General features: G+C 71.6%; 23 protein-coding genes. 18 read left to right on the top strand and 5 right to left on the bottom strand.

The window, feature by feature from the left end; genetic code table 11:
- Positions 1-12 precede the first annotated feature (12 nt).
- Positions 13-1,338 carry a dihydrolipoamide acetyltransferase family protein gene (locus tag ACWXWW_RS05805; RefSeq protein ID WP_324013171.1) on the top strand — a complete coding sequence of 442 codons (1,326 nt, stop codon included), beginning with the start codon at positions 13-15 and terminating at the stop codon, positions 1,336-1,338.
- Positions 1,339-1,436: 98 nt separating this feature from the next.
- Here the strand turns inward: ACWXWW_RS05805 and ACWXWW_RS05810 are convergent, their stop codons facing one another.
- The gene (locus ACWXWW_RS05810) at positions 1,437-2,456 is read right to left on the bottom strand and encodes a GTP-binding protein (protein WP_455969276.1); all 1,020 of its coding nucleotides are present in this window, start codon (positions 2,454-2,456) and stop codon (positions 1,437-1,439) included.
- 76 nt (positions 2,457-2,532) lie between these two features.
- Between ACWXWW_RS05810 and ykgO the strand changes: the two genes are divergently transcribed.
- The 9 genes from ykgO (at position 2,533) to ACWXWW_RS05855 (ending at position 10,166) form a co-directional block, all read left to right on the top strand.
- On the top strand, positions 2,533-2,655 hold the full coding sequence (ykgO, locus tag ACWXWW_RS05815) for a type B 50S ribosomal protein L36 (protein WP_455969277.1): 123 nt from the start codon (positions 2,533-2,535) through the stop codon (positions 2,653-2,655).
- A gap of 41 nt (positions 2,656-2,696) precedes the next feature.
- Entirely contained in the window at positions 2,697-3,719 is a 1,023-nt protein-coding gene (locus tag ACWXWW_RS05820; protein WP_455969278.1) for a metal ABC transporter solute-binding protein, Zn/Mn family, read from the top strand.
- 65 nt (positions 3,720-3,784) lie between these two features.
- The gene (locus ACWXWW_RS05825; protein WP_271172637.1) at positions 3,785-4,615 is read left to right on the top strand and encodes a metal ABC transporter ATP-binding protein; all 831 of its coding nucleotides are present in this window, start codon (positions 3,785-3,787) and stop codon (positions 4,613-4,615) included.
- Positions 4,612-5,520 (top strand): metal ABC transporter permease, encoded by a 909-nt coding sequence (locus ACWXWW_RS05830; protein ID WP_455969279.1) that lies wholly within the window; start codon positions 4,612-4,614, stop codon positions 5,518-5,520. Before ACWXWW_RS05825 ends, ACWXWW_RS05830 begins: the two co-directional genes overlap by 4 nt.
- Before the next feature lie 23 nt (positions 5,521-5,543).
- Positions 5,544-5,948 carry a Fur family transcriptional regulator gene (locus ACWXWW_RS05835; protein ID WP_271172639.1) on the top strand — a complete coding sequence of 135 codons (405 nt, stop codon included), beginning with the start codon at positions 5,544-5,546 and terminating at the stop codon, positions 5,946-5,948.
- The gene (locus ACWXWW_RS05840; protein ID WP_455969280.1) at positions 5,945-6,973 is read left to right on the top strand and encodes a permease; all 1,029 of its coding nucleotides are present in this window, start codon (positions 5,945-5,947) and stop codon (positions 6,971-6,973) included. The genes ACWXWW_RS05835 and ACWXWW_RS05840 overlap by 4 nt, the downstream gene beginning before the upstream one ends.
- A gap of 7 nt (positions 6,974-6,980) precedes the next feature.
- Entirely contained in the window at positions 6,981-7,925 is a 945-nt protein-coding gene (locus tag ACWXWW_RS05845) for a TIGR03943 family putative permease subunit (protein ID WP_455969281.1), read from the top strand.
- Entirely contained in the window at positions 7,915-9,498 is a 1,584-nt protein-coding gene (locus ACWXWW_RS05850; RefSeq protein WP_455969282.1) for a hypothetical protein, read from the top strand. Before ACWXWW_RS05845 ends, ACWXWW_RS05850 begins: the two co-directional genes overlap by 11 nt.
- On the top strand, positions 9,495-10,166 hold the full coding sequence (locus tag ACWXWW_RS05855) for a DNA-3-methyladenine glycosylase (RefSeq protein WP_455969283.1): 672 nt from the start codon (positions 9,495-9,497) through the stop codon (positions 10,164-10,166). The genes ACWXWW_RS05850 and ACWXWW_RS05855 overlap by 4 nt, the downstream gene beginning before the upstream one ends.
- Before the next feature lie 42 nt (positions 10,167-10,208).
- On the opposite strand, the gene ACWXWW_RS05860 is transcribed toward ACWXWW_RS05855, so the two are convergent.
- Entirely contained in the window at positions 10,209-11,207 is a 999-nt protein-coding gene (locus tag ACWXWW_RS05860) for an arabinan endo-1,5-alpha-L-arabinosidase (protein ID WP_455969284.1), read from the bottom strand.
- 291 nt (positions 11,208-11,498) lie between these two features.
- Between ACWXWW_RS05860 and rpmB the strand changes: the two genes are divergently transcribed.
- The 6 genes from rpmB to ACWXWW_RS05890 all read left to right on the top strand — a co-directional run bounded on the left by rpmB (position 11,499) and on the right by ACWXWW_RS05890 (position 15,957).
- Entirely contained in the window at positions 11,499-11,735 is a 237-nt protein-coding gene (gene rpmB, locus ACWXWW_RS05865; protein WP_271172651.1) for a 50S ribosomal protein L28, read from the top strand.
- Positions 11,735-11,905: a 50S ribosomal protein L33 gene (gene rpmG / locus ACWXWW_RS05870; RefSeq protein ID WP_155049151.1), complete on the top strand. Its 171-nt coding sequence runs from the start codon at positions 11,735-11,737 to the stop codon at positions 11,903-11,905. Before rpmB ends, rpmG begins: the two co-directional genes overlap by 1 nt.
- 2 nt (positions 11,906-11,907) lie before the next feature.
- The gene (gene rpsN / locus ACWXWW_RS05875; protein ID WP_271172652.1) at positions 11,908-12,213 is read left to right on the top strand and encodes a 30S ribosomal protein S14; all 306 of its coding nucleotides are present in this window, start codon (positions 11,908-11,910) and stop codon (positions 12,211-12,213) included.
- Positions 12,214-12,467: 254 nt separating this feature from the next.
- Positions 12,468-12,755: an HU family DNA-binding protein gene (locus tag ACWXWW_RS05880; RefSeq protein WP_271172653.1), complete on the top strand. Its 288-nt coding sequence runs from the start codon at positions 12,468-12,470 to the stop codon at positions 12,753-12,755.
- A gap of 129 nt (positions 12,756-12,884) precedes the next feature.
- Positions 12,885-14,855: a cytochrome c oxidase assembly protein gene (locus ACWXWW_RS05885; protein ID WP_282978484.1), complete on the top strand. Its 1,971-nt coding sequence runs from the start codon at positions 12,885-12,887 to the stop codon at positions 14,853-14,855.
- A 115-nt stretch (positions 14,856-14,970) separates the two neighbouring features.
- Positions 14,971-15,957 carry an intradiol ring-cleavage dioxygenase gene (locus ACWXWW_RS05890; protein ID WP_455969285.1) on the top strand — a complete coding sequence of 329 codons (987 nt, stop codon included), beginning with the start codon at positions 14,971-14,973 and terminating at the stop codon, positions 15,955-15,957.
- Here ACWXWW_RS05890 and ACWXWW_RS05895 read toward each other — a convergent pair.
- Positions 15,954-17,069 (bottom strand): hypothetical protein, encoded by a 1,116-nt coding sequence (locus ACWXWW_RS05895; protein WP_455969286.1) that lies wholly within the window; start codon positions 17,067-17,069, stop codon positions 15,954-15,956. The two genes, ACWXWW_RS05890 and ACWXWW_RS05895, sit on opposite strands and share 4 nt — an antisense overlap.
- Before the next feature lie 92 nt (positions 17,070-17,161).
- Here ACWXWW_RS05895 and ACWXWW_RS05900 point away from each other — a divergent pair, with 92 nt between their 5' ends.
- Positions 17,162-18,538, top strand: a complete 1,377-nt coding sequence (locus ACWXWW_RS05900; RefSeq protein WP_271172660.1) for an ATP-dependent DNA helicase — start codon at positions 17,162-17,164, stop codon at positions 18,536-18,538.
- A 91-nt stretch (positions 18,539-18,629) separates the two neighbouring features.
- Positions 18,630-19,895 carry a serine hydrolase domain-containing protein gene (locus tag ACWXWW_RS05905; RefSeq protein WP_455969287.1) on the top strand — a complete coding sequence of 422 codons (1,266 nt, stop codon included), beginning with the start codon at positions 18,630-18,632 and terminating at the stop codon, positions 19,893-19,895.
- A 12-nt stretch (positions 19,896-19,907) separates the two neighbouring features.
- Here ACWXWW_RS05905 and ACWXWW_RS05910 read toward each other — a convergent pair whose 3' ends face one another.
- Both ACWXWW_RS05910 and ACWXWW_RS05915 read right to left on the bottom strand, forming a co-directional pair.
- Positions 19,908-20,972 (bottom strand): FUSC family protein, encoded by a 1,065-nt coding sequence (locus ACWXWW_RS05910; protein ID WP_455969288.1) that lies wholly within the window; start codon positions 20,970-20,972, stop codon positions 19,908-19,910.
- 22 nt (positions 20,973-20,994) lie between these two features.
- Complete coding sequence (locus ACWXWW_RS05915; RefSeq protein ID WP_455969289.1) at positions 20,995-22,173, bottom strand: MFS transporter; 1,179 nt, start codon at positions 22,171-22,173, stop codon at positions 20,995-20,997.
- Positions 22,174-22,271: the final 98 nt, after the last annotated feature.

Raw genomic sequence — 22,271 nt, forward strand, 5'->3', positions numbered from 1 at the left:
GAGGATCGACGGATGCAGACCTTCCACCTCCCCGACGTCGGCGAGGGCCTGACCGAGGCCGAGCTCGTCGCGTGGCGCGTCAAGCCCGGCGACGCGCTCCAGGTCAACGACGTCGTCGCCGACATCGAGACGGCGAAGTCGGTCGTCGAGCTGCCCTCTCCCTACGCGGGGGTCGTCGGCGAGCTCCTCGTGTCGGAGGGCGAGACGGTCGACGTCGGAACCGCCATCATCACGATCGCGGAGGCCGACGACGCGGCCCCCGAGGAGCCCCGAGGAGCGGCGGATGGCGCTGCCGCGAAGGAGGGCGGCGGCTCGGTCCTCGTCGGGTACGGATCGGGGGGCGAGGCGTCGACGCGCCGACGCCGCAAGCGCCCCGAGACGCCGCCCGCGAAGCCCGCCGGCGTGCTCGCGAAGCCGCCCGTGCGCAAGCTCGCACGCGACCTCGGCGTCGACCTGTCGGAGGTGCGCGCCACGGGCCCGTCCGGCGAGGTGACGCGCGACGACGTCGTGCGTCACGCCGAGCAGGCGTCGGTGTTCCGCAACATCTCCACGCCCGAGTGGTCGCCGGTCCGCGAGGAGAAGATCCCCGTGGCCGAGCCCGCGGCCCCCGAGGCCCAGCCCTGGACATCCGATCCCTCCCGCGTCGAGTCGATCCCGGTCAAGGGCGTCCGCAAGGCGACCGCGAACGCCATGGTCGGATCCGCGTACTCGGCGCCGCACGTGTCGGTGTGGACCGACGTCGACGCGAGCCGGACGATGGAGTACGTCAAGCGGCTGAAGGCGTCGCCCGACTTCGCCGACGTCAAGGTCTCCCCGCTGCTCATCATGGCGCGCGCCGTCATCTGGGCGGTGCGCCGCACGCCCATGATCAACGCGGCGTGGGTCGAGGAGGAGGACGGCGCGAAGATCCACGTGCGCCACTACGTCAACCTCGGCATCGCCGCCGCGACCCCGCGCGGCCTCCTCGTGCCGAACATCAAGGACGCGCAGAGCATGTCGATGCGCGACCTCGCGAAGGCGCTCGAGCGGCTCACCGTCACGGCGCGCGAGGGCAAGACGACGCCCGAGGACCAGCGCGACGGCACGATCACGATCACGAACATCGGGGTGTTCGGGATGGACGCCGGCACGCCGATCATCAACCCGGGCGAAGCCGGCATCATCGCGATGGGGGCCATCCGCCAGAAGCCGTGGGTCGTCGACGGCGAGGTGCGCCCGCGCTGGGTGACGACCGTGTCGGGGTCGTTCGACCACCGCATCATCGACGGCGACAAGATCAGCCGGTTCATCGCCGACATCGCGTCGGTGCTCGAGGAGCCGGCGCTCCTGCTCGACTGACGGCAGTGCATGTCCAGGTCGCAGTTGGCGGCCGTATTCCCCGGTTTGGGGCCGCGAAGTGCGACCTGAACAGGGGTGTGGGGGCCGGCGCGGCGGGGTCAGTCCGCGCCGGCACCCTCCCACGCGGGGAACGGGTCGGGCAGGTCAGCCCACGCCTCGGGGCCGGCGGCGAACTCGTCGTCCGTGAGGCACGCCGCGTCGAGGGCGGCGACGAGGCCGGCGCGATCGAGGTCGAGGCCGATGAACGCGAGGTCCTGCCCGGCGGCGAGCAGCTCGTCGTCGACGCCCAGGTCGTCGTCGGTCGCGAGGGGCTGGAACGACAGCATCCGCCCGACGTGCTCCCAGTGCGCCGTGACGTGCGGCCGCGTCGCGAGGCGGCAGAAGCCGGCCGAGCGGAGCACCGTCCTGAAGACGCCCGCTTCGACGGGGCCGTCGAGCAGGGCCGCGAGACGAACGGGGTGGAACGGGCGCAGCGCCTCGTAGCGCAGCGCGCTCACGCGCGCGTCGGTCATGTGCGGTGCATGGTCGTCGTTGAGCACGGCGATCCACCCCGGGCGCTCCTGTACAGCGGCGTACTCGGTGCGGAGTTCGGGCGCGGACGACGGCGCCGGATGGAGGCGCAGGCGGCAGCGAGGGCTCAGTGCGCTCACGATCGCGAGCGCGAGCGACAGGTCGGGCGTCGAGAGGCGCTCCCAGCCCACGAGGACGACGGTCGACGCGTACTCGATCTGCGTCACGGCCGCGAGCGCGGCGGCCCGCAGCGTCCTGCCCCCGTCGGGCGCCCGATAGGCCAGGTAGTCGTCGCGCCCGAGGTCGTCGAGCAGGTGGGGCGCATCGACCACGCATGTGACGCCGACGAGGCGGGCCGGCGACGACGGATGCGCGAACTCGCCGATGATCTCGGTCGTCGGCGTGCCCGTGGGGAATTCGATCACGGCGCCCGCACGCGTCTCCACCCACGGCGCGAGGGCGATCGCCTCGTCGACGGGGTCGAGCGAGACGGCGAGACGCGAAGCGGGGATGACCGTGCGCGCCGTGTGCTCGGCCGTCTCGACCGCGTATCGGAGGCGCTCGGGCGGGCACGTGCCGACCACGGCGACGACGTCGATCTGCGGCATGAGGTGGTCCTTCCGTTGGACAGGCGGTCTGCACACGCTATCTTAATGAGAACCATTCTCACTAACGGAGGTCGCCATGAAGGTCCGCGCATCCCTCAAGTCGCTCAAGAATCAGCCTGGGGCGCAGGTCGTGCGCCGTCGGGACCGCGTCTACGTCATCAACAAGCTCAACCCTCGCTTCAAGGGCCGACAGGGCTGACTCGATTCGAGAACGATTCTCATTTCGTTTAGTCTGGAGTCATGATCGATCGCCGCCTCGCCCTGCCCACCGTCATCGCCCTGCCCGCGCTCGCCCTCGCCGGCTGCGCGACGGCGTCGAGCGGTGAGACGGGCGACGGCGGCGACGCCTTCCGGATCGTCGCCTCGACGAGCGTCTACGCCTCGCTCGCCGAGCAGCTCGTGGGCGACGCCGCCGAGGTGACGGCGATCATCGACTCGCCCACGCAGGACCCGCACTCGTACGAGGCCACTGCGCGCGATCAGCTCGCGGTCGACGGCGCCGACGTCGCCATCCTCAACGGCGGCGGTTACGACCACTTCATGGAGGAGCTCGTCGAGGCCGCGGGGACCGAGCACGTGCTCACCGCCGTCGAGTTCTCGCACGCCTACCCCGGCAACGAGGGGCATGAGGAGGGCGACGGCCACGACCACTCCGCGGAGGCGGAGGAGGAGCACGACCACGCCGAGGAGGAGGAGGAGGAGGAGGGCGCCTCTCACGAGGGCCACGACCACATCGAGGGCTTCAACGAGCACGTCTGGTACGACCCGCACACGATCGCGCACGTCGTCGAGGATCTCGCGGGCGAGCTCGAGGAGCTCCTCCCCGACGCCGCATCCGACATCGCTGCGGCCGAGGAGGCGCTCGTCGCCGACATCGAGGGGCTCGAGGCGTCGCTGGATGAGATCTCCACCGCGTATGCGGGCTCGCACGTCTTCTTCACCGAGCCCATCGGCGGCTACCTCGCCGAGGCGGCCGGTCTCGAGGACGTCACGACCGACGGCTTCGCGGAGGCGGTCGAGGAGGGGCAGGATGTCGCGCCCGCGACACTCCTCGCCGCGACTGAGGCGATCGAGGGCGGCGAGGTCGACGTGGTCGTCGCGAACGCGCAGACCGGCGGTGCGGAGACGTCGCGGATCATCGAGACGGCCGAGGCCGCAGGGGTCCCGGTGGTCGAGTACGCCGAGACGCTCCCGGAGGGGCAGACGTACGTCGAGTGGATGGCCGACAACATCGCCGCCCTGGGCGACGCTCTCGAGGGCTGATGCGCGGCGGGGGAGTTCCCGCTCTCACGGAGAACGATTATCAATCCGGGACTAGGCTGACGGTCATGCCCGAACCCGTCCTCGAGATCTCCGGAGCCGCTCTGCGCCTGCGCGGACGCGAGCTGTGGTCGGGGCTCGACCTCGCCATCCGTCCCGGCGAGTTCGTCGCCGTGCTCGGGCCGAGCGGGTCCGGCAAGACCACGCTGCTGCGCGCGATCCTCGGTCTCCGGCAGCTCAGCGCCGGCTCGATCCGCGTCGAGGGCAAGCCCGTCCGCAAGGGCAACCGCCGCATCGGGTACATCCCGCAGCAGCGGCCGTTCACCCCGGGAACGAGCCTGCGCGCCCGCGACCTCGTCGCGCTCGGCGTCAGCGGCTCACGGTTCGGCCTGCCGATCCCGCGGCGCGGCGATCGCGCGCGCGTGGATGCGCTGCTCGAGGCGGTCGGCGCGACGCGGTATGCGGATGATCCGGTCGGGTCGCTCTCGGGCGGCGAGCAGCAGAGGCTGCGGGTGGGGCAGGCGCTCGCCGACGCGCCGGGTCTGCTCCTGTGCGACGAGCCGCTCTCGAGCCTCGACCTCGCGAACCAGCGCGCCGTGACGGCGATCATCGACCGCGAGCGCGCCGAGCACGGCGCCGCGGTGCTGTTCGTGACGCACGACGTGAACCCGATCCTCGACTCGGTCGACCGCATCCTCTACATCGCGGGCGGCCGCTTCACGTTCGGCGCTCCCGACGAGGTGCTCCGCACCGAGGTGCTGAGCGACCTCTACGGCGCTCCCGTGCAGGTGCTGCGCGCGGGCGGCCGCCTCGTGGTCGTGGGGATCCCGGACGCCGAGCCGCACCATCCGCACGAGCACCACGACCACGCCCACCATGACGCGGAGGCGCACGCATGAGCCCGCGCATCCTGCCCGGCGTCGAGTGGAGCGACGTCTTCTCGTTCGACGACTACGGCGCCCTGCTGCAGCTCGTGTCGAACTCGATCATCGCCGCGGCGGCCCTCGGCATCGTGGGCGGGCTGATCGGCGTCTTCATCATGCAGCGCGACATGGCGTTCGCCGTGCACGGCGTGAGCGAACTGTCGTTCGCGGGCGCCGCCGCCGCGCTCCTCTTCGGCGGCAGCGTCGTGATGGGGTCGCTGCTCGGCGCCGTGGCGGCCGCGCTCATCATCGGCGCCCTCGGTGCGAAGGCACGCGACCGCAACTCCGTCGTCGGAGTGCTCATGCCCTTCGGGCTCGGCATCGGCATCCTCTTCCTGTCGCTCTACGAGGGCCGCAGCGCGAATCGCTTCAGCCTGCTCACGGGCCAGATCGTCTCGGTCTCGAGCCCCGACCTCGGCTGGCTCATCCTCATCAGTGCGATCGTCTTCGCGGGCCTGCTGCTCATCTGGAATCCGCTGCGCTTCGACTCCCTCGATCCGCAGTCCGCCGAGGCGCGCGGCGTGCCGACCCGGCGCGTGAGCATCCTGTTCATGCTGCTGCTGGGCCTCATCGTCGCGGTCGCCGTGCACATCATCGGCGCCCTGCTCGTCATGGCCCTGCTCGTGACGCCCGCGGCGGCGGCGATGCGGGTGAGCCACGGTCCGCTCGCCGTGCCGCTCCTGTCGGCGCTGTTCGGATTCGTCTCGGCGGTCGGCGGCATCCTCCTCGCGATCGCGGGAACCCTGCCGGTGAGCCCCTACATCACGACGATCTCCTTCGCGATCTGGGGCGTGTGCCGCCTCATCTCGTGGCGTCGTGATCGGGCCCTGCGCACCGGCGATGCTCAGTCGGCGCCCAGCGCCGCCCCGAGCATCGCATAGGCGCCCGGCCTAGAATCTCTCGTATGGCCCAGCGGAACACGTGGCAGCGCGAGCGCGTGCGCGACGCCCTCAGCGACGCCGAGGGATTCGTCAGCGCGCAGGCGCTGCACGCGGCCCTGCGCGACGAGAACACGGGCATCGGGCTCGCGACGGTGTACCGCGCGCTCGCCGGGCTGACGGCCACGGGCGAGGCCGACACGCTGCAGAGCCCGGACGGCGAGGCGCTCTACCGCGCATGCTCGCAGGGGCATCATCACCACCTGATCTGCCGCCGCTGCGGAAAGGCCGTCGAGATCGAGGCCCCGCCGGTCGAGCGGTGGGCACAGGAGACCGCCGCGAAGCACGGCTTCCGCGAGGCCGAGCACATGATCGACATCTTCGGGATCTGCGCCGAGTGCGCGGCCGAGAAGGACGCCGCCTCGGCGTGACGTCCGTCACGACGAGCGAGCGCCCCGCGCAGCCGCCGACATCCCGGAGCCGTCTCGCGATCGGGCTGGGAGCCGGGCTCGCGGTCGTCGCGGCGCTGTTCCTCATCGACGCGCTCGCGCCCGCGCTCTTCCCACAGCCGCTGCCCACGCGCGCGCAGGACGGCCTCACGCTCTCGCTGAGCGTGCTCATCGAGTCGCTCCCGTTCGTCGTGCTCGGCGTGCTCCTGTCGATCGTCGTGCAGGTGTGGGTGCCTGCGCACGTGATCGAGCGCGCGCTCCCGCGGCAGGGCTGGGCGCGGCGGGCGGTGCTGTCGCTCCTCGGCATGCTCATCCCGGTATGCGAATGCGGGAATGTGCCGTTCGCGCGAGGGCTCCTCATGCGCGGGCTCACCCCGGCCGACGCCCTGACCTTCCTCGTGGCGGCGCCGATCGTCAACCCGATCGTGATCCTGACGACGCATCAGGCGTTCGGCTGGGACGGCGGCATCCTCGTGGCGAGGCTCGTCGGCGGCTTCCTCATCGCGAACCTCATCGGATGGCTGTACAGCCGCCATCCCGACCCGCAGCGCATCCTCACCGAGCGCTTCCGCGACACGTGCGAGGTCGTCGCGGGCGAGCAGGGCGACCGCGCGCGGCGCAGCCTCGCCCAGTTCGTCGTCGAGCTGCGCGCCGTCATGCCGGCCCTCGTCATCGGGTCGGCGATCGCGGGAGCCGTGCAGGTGCTCATCCCGCGCAGCGTGCTCATCGCGATCGGCTCGAACCCCGTGCTGTCGATCGTGGCGATGATCCTCCTCGCGATGACCGTCGCGATCTGCTCGAACGTCGACTCGTTCTTCGCGCTCTCGTTCGCCTCGACGTTCTCGTCGGGCTCGCTCGTCGCCTTCCTGCTCGTCGGGCCGATCGTCGACGTGAAGATGCTCGCGCTCATGCGCACGACCTTCACGGCGCGCGTCCTCGCGGGCATCGTGGCGGTCGTGCTGCTGTCGGCCTTCGTCATCGGGATCGGGGTGAACCTCGTTGCGTGACGATCGGATGGCCGCCGTGCGGAAGGCGGGCGCACGCTGGCTCGGCGTGGGCCTCGCGGCCGTGCTCGCCGTCGTGACGGTCGGGCTCGCCGTCACCGGTCGGCTGCAGCTCTACATCAACCCCGCGCAGACCTGGTTCGCGGTCGGGATGGCCGTGCTCGCGCTCGCGGGCACGGTGTGGTCGTTCGCGCTCCCGCTCGGCGCCGAGGCCGACCACGGCCACGACCACGGCCCCAGTGGCGCCCACGATCACGGTGGCGCCCACGCCCACCACGCCCGCGTTCACGGCCCGGCCGACGGGCACCACCCCGATCAGCATGTCTCGATCGCCGCGGGAAACCGACCGCCATACCCGCCGGGAGTGAGACATGCAGAGGGGCGGCACAGCGCAGGGGTACGTGGGGTCGCAGGGGTGCGGCGAGTCACCGGGACGCGGCGCGTCGCAGGGGCGGCGGCGGTCGTGGTCGGCGGTGTGGCGGCATCGGCCGTCGCGGTCGCGGCGCTCGTCCTCCCGCCCGCGTCGCTGTCGGTCGAGCTCGCGATGGACCGCGACACGGGCACGCCGCCGCTCTTCGCCGGAGCCGACACCGTCACCCTGGCCGCGAGCGGCGACACGAGCGGGTTCGGCATCGGGGAGTGGTCGACCGTCTTCGCGACGGCGACGAACCCCGACGCCTATGCGGGCAAGGAGGTGACCCTCACGGGCTTCGTCACGCCCGACGAGGAGAGCCCCGACGGCGTCCGCCTCGGGCGCCTCGTCATCACGCACTGCGTGATCGACGCGCAGCCCGCCTCCGTTCCGGTGTCGGTGCCCGAGGGCACGGCCAGCCTCGCCGTCGGCGAGTGGATCGAGGTCACCGGCACGATCGCCGCCGACGCGTCGGGCGCGCTCTCCATCGAGCCCGAGACCATCACGGCCGTCGACCCACCGGAAGATCCGTATGAGTACTGACGGCGGGCGTCCTCTCAGCCGCCGGGAGCTGCGCGAGCGGACCGAGGCCGCGCGAGCCCCCGAGGCCGCGCGAGCCCCCGAGGCCGCGCGAGCCCCCGAGCCGCCCCAGGCCGAGCCATCCGAGCCCGAACCACCTCAGCCCGCACCATCCCGCCCCGCTGAGCCCGCGCCATCCGCGCGGCCTCGCCGCTTCGTCGGGGCGATGCTCGCGGTGCTCGGCGTGCTCGCGGTGCTCGCCGGCGGCGGCGCAGCCGCGAGTCTCACGCAGGGGCCGCGCGTGAGCACGGTCGAGGTCGACGCTGAGGCGGCCACGCAGGCCTCGGGGAGCCGCGTCGTCCTCACCGCGAACCAGGCCCTCGCCGACATCGACGCGTCCCAGGTGACCGTCTCTCCTGAGACCCCGTTCACGGTCGACGCGGCCGGGCGCATGGTGGGCGTGCGGTTCACCGTGCCTCTCGACGACGACACCGAGTACACGGTCACGATCGACGGCGCGGAGAGCGTGGGCGGCGGGCCGGCGGCGACGCTCGAGACGACCTTCACCACGCCGCCCGCGGAGATCTTCCTCCTGCAGCGCGACGCAGACGGCGACGACACGATCTTCCGCAGCGACATCTCGGGCGACGCGGCGGTGCCCGTCTACACCGCGGCGTCGATCGACGACTTCCGGGTCACGGGCGAGCACCTCGTCGTCTCGGTGCGCGAGGACGACGCCTCGGCGCTCTACGTCGCCGACCGCGACGGCTCGGACGCGGAGAGGATGCCGCTGCCGGGCGAGGGCACGATCACCGGCCTCCAGGTCTCCAGCCGCGGCGAGCTCGTCGGATACACCTACACCGACCTGCAGCTGAGCGAGACCGAGGGGCGGGCAAGCGTGCTCTTCACGGCAGACCTCCGCGAGCCCAATGCGGAGCCCGAGCCGATGGTCGTCGGCGACGAGGAGCCGAGCATCGCGAGCTGGCGCTTCGTGCCCGACTCCTCCGCGCTGCTGTTCGTCAACTTCGCGGGCGACCTCATCGTCTACGACCCTGCCGCCGAGAATCCGTCGCCGACCGCTCTCGGCACGGCGTTCGCGATCGACGCCGTCACGCGCGGCACGTACACGGCGTTCATCGAGCGCCTGGATGTCGCCGGCGGCGTGCAGCTCGACCTCACCACCGGCGACGAGACCGACCTCGTCGAGCCGTCAGACGACCTCGGGCAGCCGGGTCGCGTGCTGCCCGTGCCCGGCGGAGGGACCGTGCGGGAGTTCGTCCGGCTCGGGGCGGATGGAACGCCCGAGGCCCAGCTGGTCGCGTACGTCGACGACGAGGGCGCGTCGCGGACGCTGCTCGAGGTGACGGGCGCGGATGGCCTGCTCCAGACGTGCGTGTCGCCGAGCGGCCGGTACGCGGCGGCTCTCGTCGCTCCCGATCTCACGACGAACCGCTACGACTACGACGCCCTGCAGCCGCTGCCGACGACGCTCGAGACCCACATCATCGAGATCGAGACCGGCGAGGAGGTCTCGAACCTGTCGGGCTTCGGCATCAGCTGGTGCGACGTCGGCCCGTGGGACTCGGTGACCGGATGACCGACGGTCTCCACGCGGCGACGCGGGAAGAGCTGCGCGGTCTTCCCGTCGAGGTCGCGCCCCGGCTCCTCGACGGGCTCCTCACGACGACGATCGACGGTGACGAGGTCGTCGTGCGGCTGACGGAGGTCGAGGCGTATCACGGACTCGGCACGGGCGACGTCCATGACGCCGGCTCGCACGCCCGCATGGGGCGCACCGCCCGCAATGCGACGATGTGGGGCGAGCCCGGCCATCTCTACGTCTACCTCAGTCACGGCATCCACTCGTGCGTCAACGTCGTCTGCGGCCCCGAGGGAGAGGCGGGCGGAGTCCTCCTGCGCGCGGGGGAGATCGTGCGGGGTGCGGATGTCGCACGCCGGCGGCGCGAGGAACGCGGCGTCGCGCGCACGGATCGGGATCTCGCCCGCGGCCCCGGTCGCCTGGGCGACGCCGTCGGGCTGCGCTACCCCGTGCACGACGGGATCGATGCCGTGACCGGCGAGCTGCAGGCCGGCGCGACCGCCCGCCTGCAGCTGCGGGACCATCCGATCGGGTTCGTCTCGGGGCCGCGCGTGGGGGTCGCGGGCCTCGCGGGCACGAGCGCGTTCCCCTGGCGCTTCTGGATCCCGGGCGACCGGACGGTGTCGGCGTTCCGCCCGGGCCGCGGAGCCGTCGAGCCGCGCTGAGGCGCGTGCGCCGCCCGCGGACGGCGCACGCGCCTCAGCGGGTCAGTACACGTAGGGCCATCCGCCCGAGTAGCCGAGCAGGTTGATGCCGAGGCGCGAGGCGCCCGCGTCGTCGTAGTAGTGGTAGAAGAGCACGTCGGCGTCCGCGTCCGCCAGCACGGCCTGGTGGCCGGGACCGTGGATCGAGCCGTGGCCCGCGAGGATCTCCGTTCCGCCGCCCGCGGTCATGGCGACGCCGTTGCGGTCGAGATAGGGCCCCGTGACCGACGTCGCGCGGCCGACCATGACGCGGTACGTGCTCGCGGCGCCCTGGCAGCAGCGGTCGAACGACACGAAGAGGTAGTAGTACCCGTCGCGGTAGTGGATGGTCGGCGCCTCGATCGCGCCGCCGCCGCGCCCCGCGATGCTCGCGAACGTGCTGTCGAGCCGGAGGCCGGAGACGTTGCTGAGGCGGATCATCTTGATGCCCGACCAGAAGGATCCGAACGACAGCCACCACCGCCCCGTGTGGTCGATCACGAGGTTCGGGTCGATCGCGTTCCAGTCGTTCGACGTCGTCGACGAGATGATCGCGCCCTGGTTGGTCCAGGTGCCCGGAGCGCCGCTCGTGCTCGTCGCGAGGAAGATCGCGGAGTTGTTGGAGCCGAAGGTCGACGCCGAGTAGTAGAGGTAGTACTTGCCGTTGGCATAGGTGATGTCGGGCGCCCACACCGTGTTCGTCCCGTTCGTGTAGCCGTGCACCCACGGCATGCCGCCGGGGAAGGCGACGCCCGCGTCGGCCCACGCGGTCCGGTCGCGCGAGGTCTTCAGGGGGATGTTGTCGCCGGTCTGCGCCAGCAGGTAGGCGCCGTCGGGCTTCTTCACGACCTCGGGGTCGTGCGTGTAGGTCGAGCCGGTGACGTATCCGGGATTCGGATACGTCGCCGCGGCGGTCGGCTCGGCGCCGCCGGGGGCGACCAGCGGCGCGAGAGCGACCGCGAAGGCGAGCGCGAGGGCGATGCCGGCGCGTCGTCTGCGGTGCGGGCGGGGGAATGCGGCCATGAGACCTCCTCGTCGAGGTGATGGATGCGCTCGACTCCGAGCGCGTGGCCAGTATTCCAACGTTGGAAACACGGCGTCAAGACCGAGCCGGAGAAGTGGGCGGGGGGCACTGCGCTCCGATTCGGGCGACACGCCCGACTGTGCTAGGATCGACGTTTGTCTGCGTGCACTCCTGCGCGCAGTTCGTGCGGCCCCACCTGTACACAGCCCGGTCTCCGGGTGGGTGACGGCTGCGCAGACAAGAGATCTTGGGTGGAGCCGTCCGGCTCCACGGTAGTGAAGGAGTGAACCATGGCTGCTGTGTGCCAGGTGACCGGTGCCGTACCCGGCTTCGGTCACAATGTCTCGCACTCGCACCGACGGACGAAGCGCCGCTTCGACCCGAACGTGCAGAAGAAGACGTACTACGTTCCGTCGCTCGGCCGTAAGGTCACGCTGAACGTCTCCGCCAAGGGCATCAAGGTGATCGACGTCCGCGGCATCGAATCGGTCGTGAAGGACCTGCTCGCGAAGGGTGTGAAGCTCTAATGGCGAAGAAGGCTCAGGACGTCCGTCCCATCATCAAGCTGCGTTCGACCGCGGGCACGGGCTACACCTACGTGACCAAGAAGAACCGCCGCAACAACCCCGACCGCCTCGTGCTGAAGAAGTACGACCCGGTCGTGCGCAAGCACGTCGACTTCCGCGAGGAGCGTTAATCATGGCGAAGAAGAGCAAGATCGCTCGCAACGAGCAGCGCAAGGCCGTCGTCGACCGCTACGCGGCGAAGCGCCTCGAGCTGAAGAAGCAGCTCGTCGACCCGAACGCGACGGACGAGCAGCGCGAGGCCGCTCGCGTGGGCCTGCAGAAGCTGCCCCGCAACGCGTCGCCCGTGCGTCTCCGCTCGCGCGATGTCATCGACGGCCGCCCCCGTGGCGTGCTGACGAAGTTCGGCATCTCGCGTGTCCGCTTCCGCGACATGGCGCACCGTGGCGAGCTGCCCGGCGTGACCAAGTCGAGCTGGTAAGCACCCGCTTCGGCGAGAGGGCGGGACTCCTTCGGGAGTCCCGCCCTCTTCCTTTTCCCGCCTCGCGAACCGTCACTTCCGTCACATCCGTCACATCCGAGGGGCGACACGCCGGGCGAATCGCGCGGAAAGCCGCGAGAATCCGCGGAATTCCGGGGCGCGTTGGTACATTCATCACGGTCGCAAGACCACCGGAGGCAAACGCCTGCGGTCCGTTGAAACGTCGCGGCGTCCTCACGCCGCTGGAGGATGACATGGCCGACAAGACCATCACCAAGACCGAGCTCGTCGCGAGCATCGCCAGCGCCACCGGTCAGAGCCAGGCCGCCGTCTCGGGCGTCCTCGACGCTCTGTTCACCTCGGTCTCCGAGTCCGTCGCCAAGGGCGCGAAGGTCTCGATCCCCGGCTGGATCGCGTTCGAGCAGGTCGACACCGCTGCCCGCACCGGCCGCAACCCGCAGACCGGCGAGGAGATCGCCATCCCCGCGGGCAAGCGCGTCAAGGTGACCGCGGGCTCGAAGCTCAAGGCCGCCGTCAAGTAAGACGTCTGCCGCGTCGAAAGGGCGCCGTCCTCCGGGACGGCGCCCTTTCGCATGCCCCCACGGAAGGGTGAACGATCCGGACATGCCCCGCGCGGCGTCCGCCCAGGGGCGCGCGCATAGGGTTGAGGGGTGAACCCGCGCGCGCTGCGGGCCGCTGGGCCCCTCATCCTCGTCGTCGCGGCGATCGCAGCCGTCATCGCGGGTCTCGTGATCGGCGGCGGTGCCGCCGAGCGGTTCAGCGCCGACCCCGGCGCCTTCGTCCGCTGGGGTCTCCCGATCGCGAAGCTCGTCGTCAACCTGGCGGCGGCGACGATGCTCGGCGCGCTGGTGCTCGCGCTCTTCGGGCTGCGCGCGCAGGAGCGCGAGTTCGACGTCGCGCTCGACACGGCCTCGATCGGCGCCGCCGTGCTCACCCTCTCGAGCGGCGCGGTCGGGTTCCTGACGTTCCTGTCGTCGTTCAACCCGCAGCTCAGTCTCGGCGCCGAGTTCGGCGCGCAGCTCGGCCGCTTCCTCACGCAGACCGAGCTCGGCAGCGCCTGGCTCCTGACGACCGTCCTCGCGGCCGTCGTCACGATCCTCGCGTTCGCCATCCGCTCGTGGACCCCGACGCTCCTCACCGCCGTCCTCGCGGCCATCACGCTCGTCCCGATGGCCACCCAGGGCCACTCGGGCGACCTCGCGGGCCACGACGCGACCGTGACCGCGCTCACGCTGCACATCGTCGCCGCGGCGGTCTGGCTCGGGGGCCTGCTCCTGCTCGTCATCCTGCGCCCCGCCATGGAGGAGGGGCGCCTGGGCCCGCTTCTCGCGCGCTACTCGTCGCTGGCGCTCGCGGCGTTCGTCGTCGTCGCGGTCTCGGGCTACGCGCGAACCCTCACGTCCATCGGGCAGTGGGACCAGCTCCTCACCCCGTACGGGGCCATCCTCATCGCGAAGATCGTCGCGCTGCTCGCGATGGGCCTCCTCGGCGCGCTCTACCGCCGTCGGCTCCTCGCGCGGGCGGCGGATGGCGCGGGCGCGTTCTGGGGTCTCGTCGCGGTCGAGCTCGCGTTCATGGGCATCGCGAGCGGAGCGGCTGCCGCGCTCGCGCGCACGTCGCCGCCGGTCGGGGAGATCTCGGCGCCGCAGTCGACGCCGGCCGAGATCCTCACCGAGGCGCCGCTGCCTCCCGAGCTGACGCCTGCCCGCTGGCTCACCGCGTGGGACGTCGACCTGCTGTGGGTGTTCGTCGCGGGCTTCGGGCTCTTCTTCTACTACGCGGGGGTGCGGCGCCTGCGTGCGCGCGGCGACGCGTGGCCCGTGCACCGCACCGTGCTGTGGACGATCGGCATGGTCCTGCTCGTCTGGGTGACGTGCGGCCCGCTCACGGCGTACGGCGACTACCTCTTCAGCATGCACATGCTCGGGCACATGCTGCTGAGCATGGCCATCCCGCTGCTCCTCGTGCCCGGCGCACCGGTCACGCTCGCGGCTCGCGCCATCCGCAAGCGCGAGGATGGCACGCGCGGCGGCCGCGAGTGGATCCTCTGGGCGGTGCACAGTCCGTTCGCCCGCGTCATCACGCACCCGCTCGTCGCGGCCGGCATCTTCATCGGGTCGCTGTGGGCCTTCTACTACACCGACCTGTTCCGGTGGTCGCTGTACGACCACCTGGGCCACGAGTGGATGATCGTCCACTTCCTGCTGTCGGGCTACCTGTTCGTCATGTCGCTCGTCGGCATCGACCCCGTGCCGTACCGCCTGCCGTACGCGGGGCGTCTCGTCACCCTCATCGTCACCATGGCGATGCACGCGTTCTTCGGCATCTCGATCATGAGCCACTCGGGTCTCATGGTCGCGGAGTGGTTCGGCGCGATGGGCCGCACGTGGGGCGCCACCCCGCTCGAGGACCAGTACACGGGCGGCGGCGTCGCATGGTCGATCGGCGAGATCCCGACGCTCATCACGGCCGTCATCGTCGCGATCCAGTGGAGCCGCAGCGACGAGCGGACGCAGAAGCGCGCCGATCGCCACGCCGACCGCACGGGCGACGCCGAGCTCGAGGAGTACAACGCCCGCCTCGCCCGTCTGGCCGAGCGCGACCGCCGTCGCGGGCTCTGACCCTCAGCCCTCATAGGCCGTTCACAGACCGGTGAACGGCGGCGCATAGCGCCGTTCTCCAGCATGGACGCATCACCGCCCCCGAGCGGGCGGACGCGAGATAAGGAGACGGATCATGGCGCGCATTCCCGAGCCCGAGCAGACGCCCGACGGGCCGGCCTACGAGGGCCGGCTCCTCGCCCGACCGGACGAGGAGGTCGTGGACCAGGGTGCCGGCTTCGACCTCAAGACGCTGGTCAGCCGCCGAGGTGTCCTCAGCCTCGTCGGAGTCGGCGTGGGCGCCGCGACGCTCGCGGCCTGCGCGCCCGCCGCGACGAGCTCGACGAGCACCTCGACCCCGAGCGCGACATCGGACACGTCCGCGAGCACATCCACCCCGTCGCCGACGGCAACGGCCGATTCGACGGAGGCTGCGCTCCCCGACGGCGAGATCCCCGACGAGACAGCGGGACCCTATCCGGGGGACGGGTCGAATGGGCCCGATGTGCTCGAGGACTCGGGCATCATCCGCAGCGACATCACGTCATCGATCGACGGGTCGGCCACCGCCGAGGGCGTCCCCCTGACCTTCACCCTGCGGCTGACCGACATGGCGAACGGCGACGCGCCGTTCGAGGGCGTGGCCGTGTACGCCTGGCATTGCGACGCGCAGGGCCGCTACTCCATGTACTCGTCCGGCGTCGAGGACGTCACCTACCTCCGAGGCGTCCAGATCGCCGACGCGAACGGGCAGGTGACCTTCACGTCGATCTTCCCCGCGTGCTACTCAGGACGCTGGCCCCACATCCACTTCGAGGTGTACCCCGACGCGGCGTCGATCTCCGACTCCGCGAACGCGATCGCGACGTCGCAGCTCGCGCTTCCGCAGGCCGCGTGCGAGACCGTGTACGCGCTCGCCGGGTACGAGGGATCGACCGCGAACCTCGCCCAGGTGACGCTCGCGAGCGACAACGTGTTCGGCGACGACGGCGGCGCGCTGCAGGTCGCGACCCTCACGGGCGATGCGACGGGCGGCTACGCGGCATCTCTCGTCGTCCGCGTCGACACCGCGACCACGCCGACGGCCGGTGCGGCACCCGGCGGCGGAGCTCCCGTCGGCTAGACGTCCGGCGACCCGATGCTGATCGCGGCGGAGCCGTCGGGCAGGATGTCGATGGCCCCGTCGATCGTGAAGGTCACGTCCTGGCTCACGTGGAAGATCGAGCCGTCGTAGATCGACTGCACGTCCATCTCGATGTGGGCGATCGCGCCGGCGGGCGCGATCGCCCAGTACGCGCCGTCCGGCACGACGGCGACGTTCGGCTGCGCGGCGATCGACCAGGTCGGCGGCGTGATCACGCGCTCGTAGGTCTCGTAGCCGAACGGGCAGCCGGTCGGCTGAAGCACCCGCTGCGTCGTGCACTGCTCGAGGAAGTCGTGCACCTGACCCGTGATGATGTCGTTGAACTCGTCGGTCGGGCGCGCCTGCACGTCGACGGGGACCGCCGCGAGGGACTGCTGCGCGAGAGCGCGGACCGGCGCGGCCTCCGCGGCCGACGTGTCGACCGAGACGGCGTACGCGCCCGGCGCGAACACGAGCATCGAGACCGGATCGAGGGGCGCGGCATCCGCCCCGTCGGGTGAGACCTGCCGCTTGTCGAGCTCGAACCCGTTGACCGTGAAGCGCATCGAGCCCCGCACCGTCACATCGAGCACGGCGAGGGGCGTCGTCTCGAAGCGCCAGGCCGGGACGAGGCCCGACCATCCGTCCTGCTCGACGCGGAACGTCGAGCGCCCTTCCTGGCCCGCCGCGGAGAACGAGAGGGTCACCTCGACGACGCCCTCCGACATCCGCGACGCGATCACCGTCACGTCGCCGAGGTCGTCGGACAGCGCCGATCCGCGCAGCAGCGCGTCGCTTACGGTCGTCGGGATCCCGGCGGCCTCGAGATCCGCCGAGTCGACGGCGACGCCGGGGATCGTGAGCGCGTCGGCCGCGCGCCCGTCGGCGAGCATCCCGACGTACCGCTCCACGAAGGCCTCCGGGCCCCAGAAGACGCGATACAGGGCCGCGAAGCCCGCGGCGATCGCCGCGACGAGGAGCAGCCCGACGACGACGAAGCCCGCCACCTCGGCGGTGCGCCCCCGCTCGCGCCGGCGGATGGCCGTGGCCGGGGAGGGCGCGTCGGCCGACCCTCCGCGCGAGGGCGCGGCGTCGGTCACGGCCTGCTCCATGCGGCCAGTCTAGGAACGACACGCCGGGCGGAGCCTGCGAACGGCTGTGGAGTGCCGGAACCGGGCCGCGTTCACCTCTCTACGATGGAAGGGTGACCGCACCTGCTCTGTCGGCGGAGCAGGAAGCCCTGTTCCGCCTCATCGAGGACACGCGCGAGCATGTCTTCATCACGGGGCGCGCGGGCACGGGCAAGTCGACCCTGCTGCGCCACCTGACGTGGCACACGAGCAAGCAGATCGCGATCTGCGCGCCCACGGGCGTCGCGGCGCTCAACGTCGAGGGCCAGACCATCCACTCGCTCTTCAAGCTCCCGATCGGGCTCATCGCCGACCAGGATCTCGAGCAGAGCGACGCGACCCGCAAGCTGCTCAACGCGATCGACACGCTCGTGATCGACGAGATCTCGATGGTCAACGCCGACCTCATGGACGCCATCGACCGGTCGCTCCGCCAGGCGCGCGGCCGGCGGCGCGAGCCCTTCGGCGGCGTGCAGGTGGTCATGTTCGGCGACCCCTACCAGCTCGCCCCCGTCCCGCCGCGCGGCGACGAGGCGCGCTACATCGCCGACCACTACCGCTCGTTCTGGTTCTTCGACGCCCACGTGTGGGCCGGTGCCGAACCGGGCGGCGACGGGCTCATCGACCTGGGGCGCCACGGCGCGGATCTGCACATCCGCGAGCTCACCCACATCCACCGTCAGTCCGACGACGGGTTCAAGGCGATGCTGAACGCCGTCCGGTACGGGCGCGTCACCGCCGACATCGCCGAGAAGCTCAACCGCGCGGGCGCGCGCACCCCGCCGTCCGACCCCTCCGATCCCGTGATCACGCTCGCGACGCGCAACGACCGCGTGAACGCCATCAACGCGAAGCACCTCGCCGCCCTGGCCGGGAGAGAGCAGACCGCGGTCGCCGAGATCAGCGGCGACTTCGGCCGCGGCGACGTGTACCCGGCCGACGAGCAGCTCAAGCTCAAGGTCGGCGCGCAGGTGATGTTCCTCCGCAACGACGTGTCGGGCCCCGACGGGCCGCGCTGGGTGAACGGGACGATCGGCATCGTCACCCGCATCATGGGCGACTCGGTGCGCGTCGAGGTCGACGGCGAGGAGTTCGACGTCGAGCCGACCGTGTGGGAGAAGCACCGCTACTCGTACGACGCGGCGTCGAAGAAGCTCAGCCGCGACGTCGTCGCCGAGTTCACGCAGTTCCCGCTCCGCCTCGCGTGGGCCGTCACGATCCACAAGTCGCAGGGCAAGACCTACGACCGTGCGATCGTCGATCTCGGCTCGGGCGCCTTCGCCCCCGGGCAGACGTACGTCGCGCTCTCGCGCCTCACGTCGCTCGACGGCCTGTACCTCACCCGCCCCCTGCGGCCATCCGACATCCGCGTCGACGAGGACGTCCGCCGGTTCATGCGGGCCGCGTGGGAGCGCGACGCGGCGGGCATGCGCTCGGCGGCGACGGGCTGAGCGCCGCGGAACGTCACGGTTCTGCATCCTCGCCGGGATCCCGGGCAAGGGTCGCCTAAACTCGACCTCGGAGCAACTGGGGGGTTGTGGAATGCGGAAATCCACTGTGCGCGCGCGGATGGCGCGCGCCTCGGCGGTCCTCGCGGGACTCGCGGCCATCGCGCTCGCGGCGTCCGGCTGCACGGCGAGCGCTGCGGCTGCCGGATCGGAGGTGCCCATCGTCTCGTCGGAGCTTCCGGAGAAGACGGTCGAGCAGCTCGAGGCGGCGGTGGATCACGCGATGCAGGGTGCCGGAGCGTCGGGCGCCCTCGTCTCGGTCTGGATCCCGTGGGCGGGGGCCTGGGTCGAGGGCATCGGCACGACCGGCCCCGACTCGGACGAGCCCGTCACGACCGACATGCGCTTCCGCGTCGGCGAGGTCACCCGGGCGATGACGTGCGACGTGCTCTACCGGGTCGCCGACGAGGGCGTCGTCGCCCTCGACGACCCGGTGACCGAGTGGGTGTCGAGCGTCCCCAATCTCTCCGACATCACCCTCCAGCAGCTCTGCGACGGCACGTCGGGCCTCGGCGACGGCCGCGATCGCCTGTCGCCGCAGTTCACCGCCACGCCGAAGCGCGAGTGGAACCCGCGTGAGCTCGCCGCGACCGGCATCGCCGAACGGGGGCGCGTGGGCGCGGAGGTCCGCGACTCGGATGCGGGATACATCCTCCTCGGCATGGCGCTCGAGCACGCGACCCGCGAGAGCATGCACACGCTGTTCGAGGAGTACCTCGCCGAGCCGCTCGACCTGACCGCAACCGAGCTCCCCAAGGACGCGGCCGCCGAGCCGGGGGAGCCGGCATTGCGCGGCTGGATCTCGGACGGCGCGGATCGCGAGGCCGGCTGCGTCGCGCCGACGGAGTACACGACGAGCTCGTCGAGCATCGGCTTCACCGACTCGGGCGCGACGAGCACGATCGGCGATCTCGCCCGCTTCGGGCAGTCGCTCGCGCTCGCGTCGATCGACGATGAGGGCGAGCGCACGGAGCGCTGGTCGAAGGCGCTGCCCTACGAGGGCGACGACTACGTCAGCGGCGCGTACATCGCGGGCAGCCTCGTCGGCCAGAAGGGCGCGGCGCTCGGGTACCTGACGAGCGTGTACGCCGACCCGCAGACAGGCATGACCGTCGCCGTCGCGCTCAACAACTCGGCCGCCGGCGCGGATCTCGCGGGCGCGCTCGCGAAGGAGCTCGCGGCGATCGCGTCGAAGGCGCCGGCCGCGGACGGCCAGGATCAGCCCGAGTTCGGCCTCCCGTGGACCGCGGAGGACTTCCACGCCGTCGTCGCCGAGAAGGCGGTCTGCCCGATCGACTGACGTCGACGGCGCCTACTCCGCGTCGCCGCGCTGACGGCGCTCGCGGGTGATCAGCGTGATGGCCATCGCGACGGCGACGCCGAGCACGGTCTCGATCGAGCGGTCCGCCATGAGCTGCGCCACCGGCAGCGGATGGCCGAGCTGCACCATGCACAGCGCGAGCGGTGTGATGAAGAGCAGCGCGACCGTGTAGTTCCGGCCGATGAACAGCTCGGCGCCGAGCTGCATCACCGCGATGATGAGGATGAGGACGAGCGGCGGCGGCGCGAAGGCCAGCACGGCCCACGTGATGAGCACGCCGACGAGGGTTCCGACGACGCGCTGCGTGCCGCGGAGGAGGCGCGCGGATGCCGTCGGCGCCGCCATAGGGACGACCACCGAGACGATCGCCCAGTACGGATGGCCGATGCCGATCGCGGTCGCGACGGAGCCCGCGAGCACGACGCCGAGGCCGTACCGGACGAGGTAGTGCCGCAGCGGCCACTCCGGGCCGTCGCCAGGCAGGGTGCCGGGGTCCGCGGGGCGGCGCGGCCAGGTCTGCGCGACGTGCGCGATGTGGCGCCGCCAGAGGTGGCGACCGAGCGAGGTCAGATAGGTGAGCGCGAGGCTCAGCGCGAGGGCGGCGGCCGACACGAGCGCGGCGGGCACGAGGTCGGCGGCGGTGCGGGCGGTCGAGGCGCACGCGCCGAGCGCGAAGACGTGGAAGAGCACGCCGGGCGGGTGCCAGTTGCGTCGGTGCGAGACGACCGCGATCCCGGTCGCGAACCCGGCCGCGACCGGGATGAGCAGCCACTCCCGTCCGGGCGAGAGCGCCACCGCGACGCCGAGGAGGATCGCGAGGATGAGCGTCAGCCCCGCCTCCGCCTGCGAGCGCAGCCGCTCCGGGAGAGGGAGGGTCCGGCCGAAGATCGACGACAGTGCGCCGAACGACGCGTACATCGCCCAGTCGAGCCGGTCGGCTCCCCAGAGCACGAGGAGGGGCAGCAGCACGGACAGCGCCGCCCGGATGGCCACGGTCCACTCCCCGCGCGCCGGCTGGATGCGGAAGAGGTCGCGCAGGAAGGAGGGAGGAGCCATCCCCTCTATTCTCCTCCTGCGGTCAGGCCGCGACCGCGACCGCGTCGGCGGCGACCCGGGTGCGCGCCATCCCGGCTGCCACGGCGAGCACGGCCAGGGCGGCGGCGGTCATCGCGGCGCCGACCCAGATCGGCGCGGTGTAGCCGAGGCCCGCGGTGATCGCGACGCCTCCGGCCCACGCGCCGAGCGCGTTGCCGACGTTGAACGCGCCGATGTTCGCGCCCGAGGCGAGCGTCGGAGCCTGGCCGGCATACGCCATGATGCGGCTCTGGAGGCCCGGGACGGTGCCGAAGCCGAAGCCGCCCATGAGGAAGAGGGCGACGACGGTCGCGATCTGCGATCCGGCGAGCAGGGCGAAGAGCGCGAGCACGACGACGAGCGCCGCGGTGAAGACGATGAGCGTCCGGTCGATCGCGCGGTCGGCGAGCCGCCCGCCGATGCCGTTGCCGAGCACGAGGCCGGCCCCGAACACGACGAGCAGCCACGGCACGGCGCCTGCCGCGAAGCCGCTGACCTCGGTGAGCGTGTACGCGATGTACGTGAAGGCGCCGAACATGCCGCCGAACGCGAGGACCGTGACGACGAGCGAGAGCCAGACCTGGGTCGATCGGAACGCACGCAGCTCGCGGCGCAGGCTCACGCGCTCCTCGGGAGCCGGGATGGCCGGGACGAGGGCCGCGACGCCCGCGAGCGCGATGAGGCCGATCGCGGAGATCGCCCAGAACGTGGAGCGCCAGCCGAGCTCCTGGCCGAGGAACGTGCCGAACGGCACGCCCAGCACGTTCGCGGCCGTGAGGCCCGTGAACATGATGGCGATCGCGCCGGCCTTCTTCTCGGGCGCGACCAGGCCCGCGGCGACGACCGAGCCGATGCCGAAGAACGCCCCGTGACAGAGCGCGGCGAGGACGCGCCCGGCCATGGCGGTGGCGTAGTCGGGTGCGAGCGCGGTGAGCGCGTTGCCGAGGATGAAGAGGACGACGAGGCTGAGGAGCACGGCCTTGCGGGGCAGGCGGATGGTCGCGGCCGTGAGGAGGAGGGCGCCGACCACGACGCTGAGCGCGTAGCCCGAGATGAGCCATCCGGCGGCCGCCTCCGAGACGGCGAAGTCGCGCGCGACCTCGGGCAGCAGGCCCATGATGACGAATTCCGTGAGTCCGATGCCGAAGGCGCCGATGGCGAGGGCGATCAGTCCGAGGGGCATGAAGGGGTCTCCTGGTATGCTCGGTTTACTTGCACGCGCGGGATTTTGCGGCGGCCCGAGAAATACTGCCACACGCGGATACAACGCGCAAGCAACTA

It is taken from the genome of Microbacterium sp. KNMS (genome assembly GCF_053851835.1).

Bases quoted from the DNA above. Each gene is read 5' to 3' on its own strand.
- ACWXWW_RS05805 (WP_324013171.1), top strand. From the start codon at position 13: ATGCAGACCTTCCACCTCCCCGACGTCGGCGAGGGCCTGACCGAGGCC.
- ACWXWW_RS05810 (WP_455969276.1), bottom strand. From the start codon at position 2,456: ATGCCGCAGATCGACGTCGTCGCCGTGGTCGGCACGTGCCCGCCCGAG.
- ykgO (WP_455969277.1), top strand. From the start codon at position 2,533: ATGAAGGTCCGCGCATCCCTCAAGTCGCTCAAGAATCAGCCTGGGGCG.
- ACWXWW_RS05820 (WP_455969278.1), top strand. From the start codon at position 2,697: ATGATCGATCGCCGCCTCGCCCTGCCCACCGTCATCGCCCTGCCCGCG.
- ACWXWW_RS05825 (WP_271172637.1), top strand. From the start codon at position 3,785: ATGCCCGAACCCGTCCTCGAGATCTCCGGAGCCGCTCTGCGCCTGCGC.
- ACWXWW_RS05830 (WP_455969279.1), top strand. From the start codon at position 4,612: ATGAGCCCGCGCATCCTGCCCGGCGTCGAGTGGAGCGACGTCTTCTCG.
- ACWXWW_RS05835 (WP_271172639.1), top strand. From the start codon at position 5,544: ATGGCCCAGCGGAACACGTGGCAGCGCGAGCGCGTGCGCGACGCCCTC.
- ACWXWW_RS05845 (WP_455969281.1), top strand. From the start codon at position 6,981: ATGGCCGCCGTGCGGAAGGCGGGCGCACGCTGGCTCGGCGTGGGCCTC.
- ACWXWW_RS05850 (WP_455969282.1), top strand. From the start codon at position 7,915: ATGAGTACTGACGGCGGGCGTCCTCTCAGCCGCCGGGAGCTGCGCGAG.
- ACWXWW_RS05855 (WP_455969283.1), top strand. From the start codon at position 9,495: ATGACCGACGGTCTCCACGCGGCGACGCGGGAAGAGCTGCGCGGTCTT.
- ACWXWW_RS05860 (WP_455969284.1), bottom strand. From the start codon at position 11,207: ATGGCCGCATTCCCCCGCCCGCACCGCAGACGACGCGCCGGCATCGCC.
- rpmB (WP_271172651.1), top strand. From the start codon at position 11,499: ATGGCTGCTGTGTGCCAGGTGACCGGTGCCGTACCCGGCTTCGGTCAC.
- rpmG (WP_155049151.1), top strand. From the start codon at position 11,735: ATGGCGAAGAAGGCTCAGGACGTCCGTCCCATCATCAAGCTGCGTTCG.
- rpsN (WP_271172652.1), top strand. From the start codon at position 11,908: ATGGCGAAGAAGAGCAAGATCGCTCGCAACGAGCAGCGCAAGGCCGTC.
- ACWXWW_RS05880 (WP_271172653.1), top strand. From the start codon at position 12,468: ATGGCCGACAAGACCATCACCAAGACCGAGCTCGTCGCGAGCATCGCC.
- ACWXWW_RS05890 (WP_455969285.1), top strand. From the start codon at position 14,971: ATGGCGCGCATTCCCGAGCCCGAGCAGACGCCCGACGGGCCGGCCTAC.
- ACWXWW_RS05895 (WP_455969286.1), bottom strand. From the start codon at position 17,069: ATGGAGCAGGCCGTGACCGACGCCGCGCCCTCGCGCGGAGGGTCGGCC.
- ACWXWW_RS05905 (WP_455969287.1), top strand. From the start codon at position 18,630: ATGCGGAAATCCACTGTGCGCGCGCGGATGGCGCGCGCCTCGGCGGTC.
- ACWXWW_RS05910 (WP_455969288.1), bottom strand. From the start codon at position 20,972: ATGGCTCCTCCCTCCTTCCTGCGCGACCTCTTCCGCATCCAGCCGGCG.
- ACWXWW_RS05915 (WP_455969289.1), bottom strand. From the start codon at position 22,173: ATGCCCCTCGGACTGATCGCCCTCGCCATCGGCGCCTTCGGCATCGGA.